9 protein-coding genes are annotated in these 13,574 nt (G+C 56.8%); 1 reads left to right on the top strand and 8 read right to left on the bottom strand.

What is annotated here, in order from left to right; genetic code table 11:
- Positions 1-32: 32 nt before the first annotated feature.
- The 3 genes from Mag101_RS06690 to Mag101_RS06675 all read right to left on the bottom strand — a co-directional run bounded on the left by Mag101_RS06690 (position 33) and on the right by Mag101_RS06675 (position 3,521).
- A complete protein-coding gene (locus tag Mag101_RS06690; protein ID WP_077402518.1) occupies positions 33-1,829 on the bottom strand; it encodes an acyl-CoA dehydrogenase C-terminal domain-containing protein in 1,797 nt (598 codons plus the stop codon).
- Positions 1,830-2,179: 350 nt separating this feature from the next.
- Complete coding sequence (locus tag Mag101_RS06680) at positions 2,180-3,280, bottom strand: AraC family transcriptional regulator (RefSeq protein WP_077402511.1); 1,101 nt, start codon at positions 3,278-3,280, stop codon at positions 2,180-2,182.
- A 13-nt stretch (positions 3,281-3,293) separates the two neighbouring features.
- Positions 3,294-3,521 carry a hypothetical protein gene (locus tag Mag101_RS06675; protein WP_077402508.1) on the bottom strand — a complete coding sequence of 76 codons (228 nt, stop codon included), beginning with the start codon at positions 3,519-3,521 and terminating at the stop codon, positions 3,294-3,296.
- 396 nt (positions 3,522-3,917) lie between these two features.
- On the opposite strand from Mag101_RS06675, the gene Mag101_RS18225 reads away from it, so the two are divergent.
- Positions 3,918-4,040 (top strand): hypothetical protein, encoded by a 123-nt coding sequence (locus Mag101_RS18225; protein ID WP_257787925.1) that lies wholly within the window; start codon positions 3,918-3,920, stop codon positions 4,038-4,040.
- A gap of 92 nt (positions 4,041-4,132) precedes the next feature.
- On the opposite strand, the gene Mag101_RS06670 is transcribed toward Mag101_RS18225, so the two are convergent.
- From Mag101_RS06670 to smc, 5 genes are all read right to left on the bottom strand, one after another.
- Positions 4,133-5,560, bottom strand: coding sequence for a class II fumarate hydratase (locus tag Mag101_RS06670; protein WP_077402506.1), 1,428 nt, complete (start codon positions 5,558-5,560; stop codon positions 4,133-4,135).
- A 171-nt stretch (positions 5,561-5,731) separates the two neighbouring features.
- Positions 5,732-6,166 carry a hypothetical protein gene (locus tag Mag101_RS06665; RefSeq protein WP_077402503.1) on the bottom strand — a complete coding sequence of 145 codons (435 nt, stop codon included), beginning with the start codon at positions 6,164-6,166 and terminating at the stop codon, positions 5,732-5,734.
- 153 nt (positions 6,167-6,319) lie between these two features.
- Complete coding sequence (ligA, locus tag Mag101_RS06660) at positions 6,320-8,356, bottom strand: NAD-dependent DNA ligase LigA (RefSeq protein WP_077402500.1); 2,037 nt, start codon at positions 8,354-8,356, stop codon at positions 6,320-6,322.
- Between the two features lie 121 nt (positions 8,357-8,477).
- Entirely contained in the window at positions 8,478-9,929 is a 1,452-nt protein-coding gene (zipA, locus tag Mag101_RS06655; protein ID WP_077402497.1) for a cell division protein ZipA, read from the bottom strand.
- Positions 9,930-10,064: 135 nt separating this feature from the next.
- Positions 10,065-13,568: a chromosome segregation protein SMC gene (gene smc / locus Mag101_RS06650; RefSeq protein ID WP_077402494.1), complete on the bottom strand. Its 3,504-nt coding sequence runs from the start codon at positions 13,566-13,568 to the stop codon at positions 10,065-10,067.
- Positions 13,569-13,574: the final 6 nt, after the last annotated feature.

Here is a 13,574-nt window from a genome sequence, read left to right as displayed (position 1 = left end):
TTACCAGCGGCGGTGTTCGTGAGTCATGTGGCTCAGAATACGAAGTGTTCCGCATCCAGGCTCATGAGGTTGTCGGCGCCACTCTGCATAGCGGCGGCATGGGTCGCGGTGCGCGGCAAGATGCGGTCGAAGTAGAAACGCGCAGTTGCCAGCTTGGAACGGTAGAAGTCCTCTTCGCTGGTACCTTCGGCCAGTTTCTCATTGGCAACTTTCGCCGCCAGAGCCCACAGGTAGGCCTGAACCGCGTAACCGGAGTACATCAGGTAATCCACGGAGGCAGCACCGACTTCGTCCGGATTCTCCATGGCTTTAACGCCAACGTTCATGGTCAACTCGCCCCACTCTTTGTTGAGTTCCTGGAGCTTGGTGACGTAAGGCGCCAGCGCTTCGTTGTCCAGCTCTGCCTGGCAGAACTTGTGCACGACCTTGGTGAAGTTGCGCAGCAACTCGCCCTGGGTCATCAGAACCTTACGGCCCAGCAGGTCCAGTGCCTGAATACCGGTGGTACCTTCGTAGATGGTGGAGATACGGCTGTCTCGCACGTTCTGCTCCATGCCCCACTCGGCGATGTAGCCGTGGCCACCGAAACACTGCAGGCCCAGGTTGGCAGACTCGTAACCAGTCTCGGTCAGGAAAGCCTTGGCAATCGGCGTCAGGAACGCCAGCAGATCGTCGGCCGCTTTGCGCTCTTCTTCGGTCTCAGCGGCATTGCTACGGTCCACCTGTTTGGCACACAGCAGTACCAGCATACGACCACCTTCGGCGAAGGCTTTCTGAGTCAGCAGCATGCGGCGCACGTCCGGGTGCACGATGATCGGGTCAGCTGCACCTTCCGGGTTTTTCGGGCCACTCAGGGAGCGCATCTGCAGGCGGTCTTTGGCGTAAGCCAGAGACTTCTGGAAGCCGGCTTCAGCGTGGGCAACGCCCTGCAGGGCAGTACCCAGACGCGCAGTGTTCATAAAGGTGAACATGCAGTTCAGACCTTTGTTCGGCGGGCCAATCAGGAAGCCTTTCGCGCCGTCGAAGTTCAGTACCGCAGTCGCATTCCCGTGGATACCCATCTTGTGTTCCAGGGAACCACAGGTCACGCCGTTGCGCTCACCAACGGAGCCGTCTGCGTTTGGCAGGAACTTGGGAACGATGAACAGGGAAATACCCTTGGTGCCCGCAGGTGCGTCTGGCAGGCGCGCCAGGACGATATGCACGATGTTCTCGGCCATATCGTGCTCACCGGCAGAGATAAAGATTTTGGTGCCGCTGATGGCGTAGGAGCCATCGTCATTCGGCTCGGCTTTGGAGCGCAGAATACCCAAGTCGGTACCACAGTGCGGCTCGGTCAGACACATGGTGCCGGTCCAGGTACCCTCTACCAGCTTGGTCAGGTAGGTCTCTTTCTGCTCGTCGGTACCATGCGCATCCAGCGTGTTCATGGCGCCGTGAGACAGGCCCGGGTACATACCCCAGGACCAGTTGGCGGTGCCAACCATTTCGCTCAGGATGGTGCCAAGGGAGTGCGGCAGGCCCTGGCCACCAACTTCGACGTCGTGCGGCATGGACGGCCAGCCCGCTTCAACGAACTGCTGATAAGCCTCTTTAAAGCCGTCGGGGGTGGTGACTTCGCCGTCTTTCCAGGTACAGCCCTGTTGGTCACCGCTCTGGTTGATTGGCGCCAGAACGTTCTCACAGAACTTGGCACCTTCTTCCAGGATCGCATCCACTACGTCCGGGCTCGCATCTTCATAGCCCAGTGCCGCATAGTGCTGATCCCAGTTCAGCAGTTCACGCATAGAGAAACGCATGTCACGCAGCGGAATTTTGATCTCGCTCATCCTGAATACCCTCGTTAACGATTTTTACACTCGAATTATTGCGCCCATATAGCAAGTTGTAACAAGCGAATGACGCGTCGGGAAGCTCGGCACTAAGCCGTGACTCAACTATTGGTTTTATTCATATTAGTAGCAAATAACCAATAGCCACTATGGCGAAAAGTGTCCAAAGCACTAACAAATTACGGCGACAAAATTGACGCAAACAGACTGACGGGTGAGTCAAACCCGCTGCAGAGGGTGAAGAGAAATGATGTTCAGGCCGCAAACCAGCGCACTGACCAGTGGGCCACAAAGGCCAGAAACAATGAGGAAAAAGACAGTTATCGGGAAGTCGTGGGCTGTGGCGCTTAGCCGTCGACGGCCGAGCTCCGTGGGCTCTTGCGATACTCCCCGGGGGTGACACCGGTCCACTTTTTGAACGCGCGGAAAAATGCACTGGCCTCATCGAACCCGAGCATCTCTGCAATCTGCGTATTGGAGAGATCCGGACAGCTCAGATAGTGGAAAGCCGCCTCCATCCGACACTCGTCCTTCAATTTCTGATAGGAGGTGTTTTCCTGCTGCAATTTCCTGCGCAAGGTAGTGACCGACATGTTCAGCCGCTCGGCCACCGCTTCCGCCGGAGGCATGGATTCGCTCACGTCGCGATTCAGAATGGTCTTTACCTTGGTCTTGATACTGTTTGCGTTGCCGTCACTGATCACCAGGTGATAGGGCGCGGTGCGGATAAAATCCTCCACCGTCTGTGGACTTTGCACCACCGGATAATCCAGATAACGACTTTCATATTCCAGCGCATTACCCAGCTGATCAAACAGCAGCTCGCCCGCCTCGCTCTGGGCAAGCGTCTGAAATTCTTCGGGACAGGGAAAAGAGAAATGCAATTTAGCCAGTGGAATTTCGCGCCCAACTAGCCAGCAATAAAACCTGTGCCACACAGCCAGCGTTGTACGGATAACGCTTGGGGACGTATCGGCGATAAGCGAGTCGAATTCACCGGGCTTTAGAGAGCTGATCCCCTGGATCACCACTTTGTCCCGGTCCCCTTCCTGTGAGAGTACCGGTTTTACCCGAAATCCGCGGCAGATCTCCATAAACTCTGCGCTGAGAGTAATGGCTTGCCGCACCGTCGCGCAATTCACCACGGTCAAACACAGTAAGCGAAAAGAGCCCGAACGCACCCGGCCGCCACTGAGCATGCCAAACCATTCGTCCTGCGCCAGCCACATCACCCGCTGATACAAACGGCCGTAAGTTACCGCAGAAAAAGCCGCGGTATCTTCCAGATCGTGCTCGGAAATCCCGACCGCAGCCAGCAGCTCTGCACGATCGCACCCGCGGTTCGAAGCCTCTTCCAGCAGGCGCTGAACATAGGCAATCGGAATGCGAATGTCATCGCCCTGTGAATGACTCGCGCCGGCAACTGGTGATTGTGAATCGCTACCCATGCCCTACCCGCGATCAGCGATCATCTTTGTGACGATCGTTGGAATTACGATTTCGCAGCCAGTTAAGCAGCGCACCGAAGCCTAGCGCTACCGCAATAATCACGGCGAGAAAAATCAACATAAGTACCAGGTAGCTGAGCAGGTCTTCTACCGGTAGATCCCAGCTCCAAACCGCCGCCGCAATAAAGGCGAGACAGGCAAGCACGCTGGTAACAAACGAACGGCGGCGTTTTCTAGCCATAACTAACTACTTTCATCCGGATATGAATGATTGGTCAACGAAGGACTCCACACTAACCTAGCGGCTACAGGCGTCCTGCACGACACAATCGACAGCGCCGACCTTTATACTATAGCGATAGGGTGTGCACACTATCGAGAGAGACGGGCGGGAGTTACGCGAGAGACACGAGTGTCCCAAGCCCTGCTCCACCGGTATTGCACTGAGCAACGCTCCAGTGGGCCATTGCGCCAAATGCTTCCTCTGGTACACATAGTGCGCCAGCCCAGATCTCTCAACGGCGCCGAATCCTGCAACATTGGTCTACCCGTGTCAACGCGGGCCACGTGTAAGTTTGAAGTCAAACATTGGGCACTGGGCAGATAATTCGCCCACTCGAAAGGCTCGTCGAAGGCTATGCACAAACGACTTTTATTCCGCGCTGAGGACCGAGCGGCACTGCGCCGGCTGGGTATCTGGGTCGAGTGGATGATGCTGATCGCAGGTTCCATTCTGCTCGGTGTGCTGATTTTTGCCTGAGATACACCGCATGTTTCGCCTCCGCATGGTTTCCGGTTAGATCTCGCTTTGGCACCTTATAGTCTCTTCCCTTCCCTACCCAGGCTATCGATCTAATCCCCGCTTACGATCCCACCATCACTCAGACGGGACGGGTCCAGCAGCTTTTCCAGCTCCGCGCGCGAGAGCTCCGTCATCTCCTCCGCCACGTCCAGTATCGGGCGGTTCGCTTGATACGCCTGCTTCGCAATTTCTGCAGCCTTGGCGTACCCGATGACGGGGTTAAGCGCAGTGACAAGAATCGGATTGCGCGCCAGCGCTTCCTGCATGCGCGTTCGATTCACGGAAAAACCAGATATCGCCTTATCGGCGAGTAAGCGCGAGGCGTTACCCGCAAGCTGAATACTCTCCAGCAAGCAAAACGCAATGACCGGCAACATGACATTCAGCTGAAAGTTGCCACTTTGGCCGGCGACCGTCACCGTGGTGTCATTACCGATAATTTTCGCCGCAACCATCGCGGTAGACTCGGCAATAACCGGGTTTACTTTGCCCGGCATAATACTGCTGCCAGGCTGCAAGGTTGGCAGGGCAATTTCGCCAAACCCCGCTAGCGGCCCGCTATTCATCCAGCGTAAGTCATTGGAAATTTTCATCAGGGCAACCGCCAGAGTTTTTACCTGGCCCGACACTTCGACCGCGGTATCCTGACTGGCAATCGCCGCAAATGGATTTTCCGCAGGCCGCGGTGCAATACCGCAGTCGGCGCCTAACCTGAACGCGAACTCTTGCGCAAATTCATCGTGCGCATTCAGGCCCGTTCCCACTGCCGTCCCCCCCTGGGCCAGAAACTCCAGGCGCGGCAAGGTGCATTCGAGACGCGCACGGCACAGCTTTATCTGCGCACTCCACGCGGAAATCTCCTGAGAAAATGTTATTGGTACGGCGTCCATTAAATGGGTGCGCGCCGTTTTCACCACATCGCCCACCTCTTCTGCTTTTTGATCCAGTGCATCACTTAGGTGCACCAGCGCCGGCAGCAGTTCATTCTGAATCGCGAGTAACGCTGAGAGATGAATGGCGGTTGGAATCACGTCATTACTACTCTGACACATATTCACGTGATCATTGGCACTAATGGCAAGGCCGCTCGTCGCGGAAGCAAGGTGTGCGAGCACCTCGTTCACATTCATATTTGTGCTGGTGCCGGAACCCGTCTGAAATACATCGACAGGAAACTGTTGTGCGTAGTCTTCTTCAGTGAGGTTGTCACAGGCCTGGATAATTGCATCCGCAATCGCGCTTTCAAGCAGCCCCAAATGCGCATTGGTTTGCGCCGCAGCGCGTTTGATCGCAACCACCGCGCGAACGAATGAGGCAGACATCACGTAGTCACTGACCGGAAAGTTTTCTACGGCGCGTTGCGTCTGCGCCCCATATAAAGCCTGCCGCGGCACTTTGATCTCGCCGAGACTGTCTTCTTCGATCCGAAATTCAGAATCCGCGGCCGACGGAATTGCCTGCCTACTGTTGTTGTGCACCGGAGGCTACCTCCTGAATTTCCCATAGGTTACAGCCCGGTTCCGCGTGCGGACCGGGAAACCTGTACAGCTTAGCGTCATCAAAGGGAATTTGGCAGAGACGACGGATTTAGAAGAGAAGTTTGAAAGCGAGGAAAGTCAGCGGATGAAAAAGAATGGAAGACGAGCGCACTAGACGCTGACCTTACCCTCCTGAGTCCACTCGCAACGCACCTGCATCTCGCCACTGCCTGGTTCGTGATACAGACCTGCTGCTTCCCAGGTGAAAGAATGGGTACCGGATAATTCGGTCTCTAGATGTACGGTAGCTGACACCCAGTACATGCTGCGCAGCAATTCTTCGAATTTTTGAATCCAGTGATTCCACTCGTACTCAACTGCCCGATAAGACGCACCGAAATGGATCACATCGGTCTGGTACTGGGATTGTTTGACCTTGATGGTGGGCACCGAAAACATATCGCGGCACAGGAAGGGCCATTCGTCGGCGCTGGGCAACGCGAGTACAGCTTCGCGGTTGACGCGACGACGGTCGCTGCCTCCAGTGAGACTGTTGCTGTCTTTGATACAGCCGTAAACGATAGATTCTTGATCGCCCTGAATCACGCTGCGCTAACCCCTACGCTTTCCCCGCCAGACGATGGTCCGTCTGGCAGGTCAATTCAACAAATACAGCGCCAACTGTAACGGGGCAATCGGGAGAATTCTACCGTCAGATGCCGTGAAATTTTCGACCCGATCGCATTTCCAGCAGATCGATTAAATTTCGACGCCCCACTCCCGCAGCTTCGCCATTAGCCCTTCTTCATCGAGCACTGGCAAGTTCAATTCTTGTGCTTTGTTCAATTTTGAACCAGCTCCGGGCCCCGCAACCACCATGTGCGTGTTCGCAGAAACACTGCCGGCCACCTTGGCCCCCAAACGCTGCAGATAGTCTTTAGCTTCACTGCGCGACAGGGTCTCGAGTTTGCCCGTGAGCACCCAGGTTTGCCCCGCAAGCGGTTGACTGCCGGTTTCCTGGACTTCTGCTTCCCAGTGCACGCCCGCCTGCTGCAATGCAGCGACCTCTTCGAGATTGTGTGCCTGCTCAAAAAACTCGGCCACATAGTGCGCAACCACCGGCCCCACATCTTCCACCTGCTGCAGGGCTTCGCTATCCGCCTGCATCAGGTGATCCAGATCACCAAAGTGACGGGCCAAATTCCGCGCGGTGGCCTCACCCACTTCGCGTACGCCGAGGGCATACAGGAACTTGGGCAGTGTGGTGTCTTTACTGCGTTCCAGCGCATCCAGCAAATTCTGTGCGGACTTCTCCCCCATGCGCTCCAGTCCCATCAACGGCTCCAGAGACAGGTGATAGAGCCCGGAAACGGAGTGCAAAAGCCCTTCATCGACAAGCTGTTCCACCAGCTTGTCCCCCAGACCATCGATATCCATCGCCTTGCGCGAGGCAAAATGCTTGATTGCCTGCTTGCGCTGCGCACTACAGATCAGGCCACCGCTGCAACGGGCAACGGCCTCGCCCGGCGTTGCCTCCACCGGGGAATCACACACAGGACAGTGGGTGGGAAATTCGATATCGCGGGCGTCCTCAGGACGACGACTCTCAACCACAGAAACCACCTGTGGGATCACGTCACCCGCGCGACGGATAATTACCGTATCGCCTATTTTCACGCCAAGACGTTCGATTTCATCGCGATTGTGCAGTGTGGCGTTGGAAACCGTAACACCACCAACAAATACCGGCTGTAAGCGCGCCACCGGGGTAACCGCGCCGGTACGCCCTACCTGGAACTCCACGTCCAACAGCTGGGTCATTTCTTCTTGTGCGGGAAATTTGTACGCGGTGGCCCAGCGCGGCGCGCGCGCAACAAAACCCAGGCGTTTTTGCAGGGGAATACTGTTTACCTTGAACACGATACCGTCGATATCGTACGGCAGCTCAGCGCGCTTTTCGCCAAGCTTGCGGTGGTAATCAATACACTGCTGAATATTTTCAGCCACGGCCATTTCCGCGTTAATCCGAAAGCCCCAGAGATTGAGCTGCGCGAGAATGTCCGAGTGGCGCTCGGGTAATTCACCCCCCTCCACCAGCCCCACGCTGTAGGCGCACATCTCCAGGGGGCGTTGCGCGGTAATACGGGAATCCAACTGACGCAGGCTACCGGCGGCAGCGTTACGCGGGTTCACAAAAAGCTTTTCACCCGCAGCCCTTGCCTTTTCATTAAGCGCATCAAAGCCAGCCTTGGGCATATAAATTTCGCCGCGCACTTCAAGTACTTCCGGTACATCATCGGCAAGCAATTTCAGCGGGATCGAGAGGATGGTGCGCACATTCTGGGTAATATCTTCACCGACAGTACCGTCACCCCGCGTAGCCGCGCGCTCCAGTAATCCCTTGCGGTAAAGCAAACTGACTGCAATACCGTCGAGCTTGGGCTCACAGGCGTACTCTACGGGTTCCGCGCTGTTCAGGCGCTCGCGAATACGGCGATCAAAATCTTCCATATCTTCATCACTAAACGCGTTGTCTAGCGAGAGCATGGGCATTTCATGACGAATCTGGGTAAACGCCGCCAGTGGTTCCGCGCCGACACGCTGAGTTGGCGAATCACTGGAGACCAGTTGCGGGTAGGAATCTTCCAGCTGCTGTAGCTCGCGCAGACAGCGGTCATACTCCGCATCCGGCAAATCCGGTGCGTCCAGCACGTAGTATTCGTAGTTTGCTCGATTAAGGATATCGTGCAGCTGCTGAGCGCGCTGCTGGGCTTCCGGGGGAATCGTTTTAGTCATTTTTTATCCGCAAAAAACGGGAAATTCTTGCCGGTTACAAATTGAAATGAAGAGAGAAGCGCGCGCAACAGGCGGGAGAAAGAACTTTTCACACTCCCGCCGTCGCCGTTTGGAGTGGCCGTCAGGCCTGCGCGCGCGCCAGTGCCTTGCGACGCTGAAATTCCATCACGCGTTGTCGGTAGTGCTCCGCAGTCTGTGCGGTAAACACGCTGCGATTCTCATCTTTGAGTTCGCCGCCCAACTGCTCGGCGATAGTTCGCGCAGTGGTCAGCAGCGTATCGAATGCCTTGAGCGCTTCCACTTCCGCTGGCAATGCCAGGAACAGGCTGACGCCCGGTGTGGTGAATTCTTCCATATCCGACATATCGAAGGTGCCGGGCACCACGATATTGGCAAGGCTGAACAGGGCTGGCCCCTCTCCCGCCTCGCCGCAGTGGTAGTGGAAAATATTCATATCGCCAAAGCGCAGGCCGCTGGAAAGCAGCACGCGCAGCAGGTCATTGCCTTCAAAGCAATCCCCGGAAGGCGCCATGATATTTAAGATCAACACTTCCTCTACCGCGCGTTCGGTGCGTGCGCTTTCGCTGCGCTTGCCCGGGCGCTTCGAGCGGTCGCTCTCCGCCCGGCGGCGACCAGACTCACTGGAGGTGGGCTGCGAAGAGTCGCGGCTGGCTGAAGCAGGTTTCTTGAGGTCCGGGAACTTCAACTCCGGCAGTTTGAGATCGGGCGCAGCCCAGGATTTCTTCGCCGGGCTCTCCTCTTTTTCGGCTTCAGCCGCTTCCGGCACCGCCTGCAAAGACTCCAGGCTCACTGACTCGTCCAGCGAAGGTTCGCGGCGATCGGGAAGTTGTGGTTCCTCACCATCAGCAGACAGGGCTGCAAGCGGGTCTGGTGCAGTAACCGCTGCTTCCATTGAAGGAGCAAAGTGCGATTGGGGAGACGCTGGCTCACCCTCTGCATCTGCAGTTTCGTCAAACGGTATGCTCTGCTCGGTGCGCGGCGCGACAACCGGCTCTATCGAGTCCATCAGGGTTGGCACCTGCTCTTCCAGGTTTAGCGATGCCTGTTGCGGTACGTCCGATACAGGTTCCGATACAGGTACGGCCGCAGAAACAGAGCCCGACGTCGGCTCCGAAGCCACCATTTCGGTATCTTCGCCTCGATCCGGATTGCTACCGGCGAGCGGTTTGCGCGAAGAGTGGAAGTTCTTTTGCACCTGCCGATTTACCTGACTGGCATCCTCCGGCTTGCGTCGCTGCACCACGCGCACACTACCGGGGAGTTCGGCAGCGATCTGACGGCGCTTTTCCGCCTCTTCCGGGTCAATGTATTCAAGCTCCGATTCATCGGGCACTGCAGGTGCTTCCTGAACAGGCGGCTGCCAATCAGACTCTTCTTTTACTTTGCGTGGCGGCGACAAAACATCGTCGTTCGCCATTTCCTGGCGCATAGAGCGCGACAGGTTGCGCGACACTTTCACCGAGTCTCTATGCTTCAGAAAAGCGCGACGAGCACCATCAAGCACCACGCAGAGAATGATCAGCGCGAGTAGATTAATCAGCCAATTATCCATTTTCTTGCCCCTCTCCCTGTGCCGCTGTGCGAGGACTTTCTTGTCCCTGAATCGACCGACACTGAATCTGGCAATTCAGATTCCAAACGTTGTAGTCCATCGGGATCTTCCGACTCAAACAACATGTTTCCTTCATCACGCAGACGCCAGCTCCGCTGCCTCTTCCACATCCACAGATACCAGACGGGATACACCCGGCTCGTGCATGGTTACACCCAACAGCTGGTTGGCCATCTCCATGGCAATCTTGTTATGGGTAATGTAGATGAACTGCACGTGTTCGGACATTTCTTTTACCATCCGCGCGTAACGCCCCACGTTGGCGTCATCCAGCGGCGCATCTACCTCATCCAGCATACAGAACGGTGCCGGGTTCAGACGGAAGATGGAAAATACCAGCGCGATTGCCGTCAGCGCCTTTTCACCACCGGACAGCAGGTGAATGGTGCTGTTTCGCTTGCCCGGTGGGCGCGCCATGATGGCGATACCGGTGTCGAGCAAGTCGTCGCCGGTCAGTTCGAGGTACGCGTGGCCACCGCCAAACACCTTCGGGAACAGCTCCTGCAGGCCACCGTTCACCTGATCGAAGGTCTCCTTAAAGCGGGTTCGAGTTTCCTTGTCGATACGACGAATGGCGTTTTCCAGAGTTTCCAGCGCGTCGTTCAAATCGTTGAACTGACTGTCCAGGTAGAATTTGCGCTCAGATTCCTGTTTGTACTCATCAATAGCCGCCAGGTTAATCGGGCCCAGGCGCGAGATGCGCGCTGCCACCAGCTCGATATCCTGCTGCACCGCGTCCATGGTCAGCTCTTCGGGCAGTTCTTCCAGCAGCGCGTCGAGTTCATGCCCGGCTTCCTCAAGCTGCTCGACCAAACCATTCCGCTGAGTTTCCAGGGTTTGAGCGGCCAGACGCTGCTGCTCGAGCTGCGCACGCACGCCCTGCAACGCCGATTCCACCTTGTGACGCTCCTGCTCGTGATTGCGCAGAGTGGATTCCACCTCTTCCATTTTCTTGCGCGCTTCACCGAGTTCGGTTTCCACCTCAATGCGCTGGCCGAGCTTGTCTTCGAGCTCTGCCTGGAAGTCCTGAGATGGATCCTGAGCATCTTCCATCTGACGCAGCAGCTGCTCGCGACGCTCCTGCAAGCGCTCAACCTGCTCACGCAGTACTTGCAGGGTACGCTCCAGAGACACTTTCTGGGTGCGTACGGACTGCTCACGCATCGCCAATTCGTGGGCGCGGTCTTTATCTTCGCGGGCGCGCTGACGCGCTGCATCCAATGCCTCGCGCAATTCTTCACGCTTGGCCAACAAGGTTTCACGACGATCGGTATCGTCACTCATGGCCTCTACCGCTTCCTGCAGCACCATACGGGCTTCAGAAATGGACTCGGCTTCCAGCTCTTTCTGTTCTTTTACTTCAGAGATTTCCGCTTCGATGCGACGGCGACGCTCGTCCATCTGCTCCTGACGTGCGCGCTGGGCAGACAACTGGCTGCGCAGATCGCCAACACGGCGGTTTAGCTGCTCGGTATTGTTGCGACCCTGTTCAATCGAGGATTCCAGCTGCGAGGTGCTCGACAGCTGCTGCTCGCGCTGCGCGGAAAGCTCTTCAATGCGGGCTTCACAGGCTTCCAGTTCCGCTTCCAGGTTTTCCAGTTCCTGCTTGCGCGCCAGCACACCGGATTCCGCATCACCACCCCGGCTGACTTTCAGCCAGTTTGGGCCAACCCACAGGCCATCGCGGGTGACAATGGATTCACTCGCCTTCAGCTGGTCGCGCTGCGATAGCGCACTGTTCAGGTCTTCTGCGGTGTAGATGCCATCAATGAGGCCGGCCAGGGAAGCGGGGCCGTCAATCACGTCCGCCAGTTTCGGCAGTGCACCACTCACCGCAGCAGGTGCGCTGCGGCCGTCAACAAATACCGCCTGACCGCCATCAAAGCTGGACAGGGTTTGTTGCAGGGATTCAATCTGGTCTACGCATACTGCCTGCAGCTGGGCGCCGAGTACGGTTTCTACTGCGGTTTCCCAGCCGGCACTTGCGCTGATTTGCTCCGCCAGTCGTGGGCGGCCTTGCAAGTTGTTCTGCTCCAGCCAGCTGGCGACATTTTTACCCTGCCCCATAGCGGCCTGTTGCAGCGCTTCGAGGGAAGCCTGGCGACCGCGGCTGGTTTGCAACTGCAAACGCTCTTTATCCAGATCTGCGGCCAGTTCAGTTTCCTTGCGGCGCAGGTCAGACAGCTCTTCTACCTGCTGGGCGGTGGACTCTCGCAGCTCTTCCAGCTGCATTTCCAGTTCGGCCAGCTCTTCGTTCTGCTCTTCGAGCTCGATCTCGTCTTCGGAGACCGACAGGCTCTCGCGCTCTAACTGCAGCTTGGTAATACGGTCCTGCAGGCGCTGCGCCGAGGTTTCCAGGTGCTGAATACGAGACTGCTGAACTTCCGCGCGCTGGCGGGAGCCGGACGCGCCCTGGTTAAATTGGTCCCAGGCGTTCTGCCATTCGCGCATTTCGTCTTCGGCGGTCAGCAGGGTTTGCGCAGATTCTTCCTCTGCGGCCTGCACCATTTCCAGGTCCGGAGTAATCACTTCCAGTTCGACATCGAACTCTTCAGCTTTTTCCTGATCCGCGGCGAGGAGTGCCACAGACTCGCTGTGTTCCTGCTCGGTACGGGCAAAGTCAGACTGTAGCGATGCATTGCGCTCGCGGGCGTGGGAAATACTTTGCTCGAGGCGCGCGATGTCGGCGCCGATCGAATAGAAACGCCCCTGCACTTCGTTAAACGCATCGGAGAACTCGTGGTAGGCCACGCGCTGTTCTTCGATACCGGTATCGAAGCCCACCTGGCGGGTGACCAGCTCTTCCACGGTCAGCTCAAGTTCGCCGATCTGCTGCTGCTTGCCTTTTGCCTGATCGTCCAGGTCTTTGTATTTCAGGCCCTGCAAATGAGCTTTGTGGGTGCGCTCTTCTTCTTTGAAGCGGCTGTATTTTTCGGCCGCTGCAGACTGGCGCTCCAGACGCGCCAGCTGACGATCCAGTTCATCGCGAATATCGGTCAGGCGCTCGAGGTTTTCTTTGGTGCGGCGCATGCGATTTTCGGTATCACGGCGGCGCTCCTTGTACTTGGAGATACCCGCCGCTTCCTCAATAAATACCCGCAGCTCTTCCGGCTTGGCCTCGATCAATTTGGAGATCATGCCCTGCTCGATAATCGCATAGCTGCGCGGGCCCAGGCCGGTGCCCAGGAACAGGTCCGTCACGTCGCGACGACGACATTTCTCCCCGTTCAGGTAGTAGTTGTTCTGGCCATCGCGGGTAACCTTACGCTTAACGGAAATTTCGCTAAACGCGGCATATTCCCCGGTGAGCTTGCCGGCGGAGTTATCAAATACCAGTTCGATGGAAGCCTGGCCTACAGGCTTACGGCCACTGGAGCCGTTAAAGATTACGTCAGTCATGGAGTCACCGCGAAGGTTCTTCGCAGACGACTCACCCATTACCCAGCGCACCGCATCAATGGTATTGGACTTGCCACAACCATTTGGGCCGACCACGGCGCTCAGGTTGGAAGGGAAGTAGACGGTGGTCGGGTCGACGAACGACTTGAATCCGGCCAACTTAATGCACTTCAAACGCATGGTCTT

The sequence above is a fragment of the Microbulbifer agarilyticus genome (assembly GCF_001999945.1).
GTDB classification, from domain to species: Bacteria; Pseudomonadota; Gammaproteobacteria; order Pseudomonadales; family Cellvibrionaceae; genus Microbulbifer; species Microbulbifer agarilyticus_A.
The sequence above is the reverse complement of the archived record's forward strand: the minus strand, read 5'-3'. Positions and strand labels throughout refer to the sequence as shown.

Coding starts and splice junctions, on each gene's coding strand:
- Mag101_RS06690 (WP_077402518.1), bottom strand. CDS start 1,829: ATGAGCGAGATCAAAATTCCGCTGCGTGACATGCGTTTCTCTATGCGT.
- Mag101_RS06680 (WP_077402511.1), bottom strand. CDS start 3,280: ATGGGTAGCGATTCACAATCACCAGTTGCCGGCGCGAGTCATTCACAG.
- Mag101_RS06675 (WP_077402508.1), bottom strand. CDS start 3,521: ATGGCTAGAAAACGCCGCCGTTCGTTTGTTACCAGCGTGCTTGCCTGT.
- Mag101_RS18225 (WP_257787925.1), top strand. CDS start 3,918: ATGCACAAACGACTTTTATTCCGCGCTGAGGACCGAGCGGCACTGCGC.
- ligA (WP_077402500.1), bottom strand. CDS start 8,356: ATGACTAAAACGATTCCCCCGGAAGCCCAGCAGCGCGCTCAGCAGCTG.
- zipA (WP_077402497.1), bottom strand. CDS start 9,929: ATGGATAATTGGCTGATTAATCTACTCGCGCTGATCATTCTCTGCGTG.
- smc (WP_077402494.1), bottom strand. CDS start 13,568: ATGCGTTTGAAGTGCATTAAGTTGGCCGGATTCAAGTCGTTCGTCGAC.